Annotated in this window: 1 protein-coding gene; it reads right to left on the bottom strand. The window is 49.6% G+C overall.

What is annotated here, in order from left to right; genetic code table 11:
- Window positions 1-50: 50 nt before the first annotated feature.
- The gene (locus A3730_RS27315; RefSeq protein ID WP_063521113.1) at window positions 51-359 is read right to left on the bottom strand and encodes a hypothetical protein; all 309 of its coding nucleotides are present in this window, start codon (window positions 357-359) and stop codon (window positions 51-53) included.
- Between the last annotated feature and the right edge of the window lie 342 nt (window positions 360-701).

Genomic DNA, 701 nt, shown 5'->3' with positions numbered 1-701 from the left:
ACTCAATGTGGAACGGAAGATCTGCTCCTCAACTCTGCTTCTTATTAGACCTAGCGCCGAAGAACTCGGTCTATATCGACAAGTTTCTTGCTGTTACTCTTGAGCTGGTCGTACAGCTCGTTTAATAGCTCTTGAGCTTCTTCGGCCAGCACCTCTCGGTCTTCTCTCTTCCGTGTTGAAACAAGCTTCTTAATTCGGTTGGTGATAGCGCGCTTCTTACCAAGAATGCTGGCATCACTCACTTCCCAGTAAATTTCCCAATAGTCATATTGCTTATACTTCTGGGCCAGCTTAGAAATGGTGCTGCCATTCCTAAGTGCTTCGTTCATTTCATCAAGTTCGTGCTTTTTAATTGGCATGATGCCCCCAAGTTTTTGGATTTATAACAGAGTATTCGAGATTGGGGTCAAGTATTGCCCCATGCGCAGAATCAAAGAGGAGATGCAATTGCAAAAGCCAGCCCCAGGCCAGCATAAAGATAACCAGACAGGCATCCCTTCCCCCGATTCGCTTTCGCAGGCCATGCCACCCTGGCTGGCCGATTGTTATTTGTGATCCAGTTCCGAATCTACACAATCCACCCGCACAAATAAATGCACATGGGGAAAAGTCTGTTTACGGCCGGCCCTCGGCCTTGTCAGCGGCGGCGAAGTGGGCCATTTGGTCGGCGTGGGCCTTGATAAAGGCCGGGCGGGCGGTGG

Source organism: Alcanivorax sp. HI0044, assembly GCF_001634945.1.
Note: the sequence above shows the minus strand (reverse complement) of the source record. Positions and strands in the feature narration are given on the sequence as shown.

Coding starts and splice junctions, on each gene's coding strand:
- A3730_RS27315 (WP_063521113.1), bottom strand. CDS start 359: ATGCCAATTAAAAAGCACGAACTTGATGAAATGAACGAAGCACTTAGG.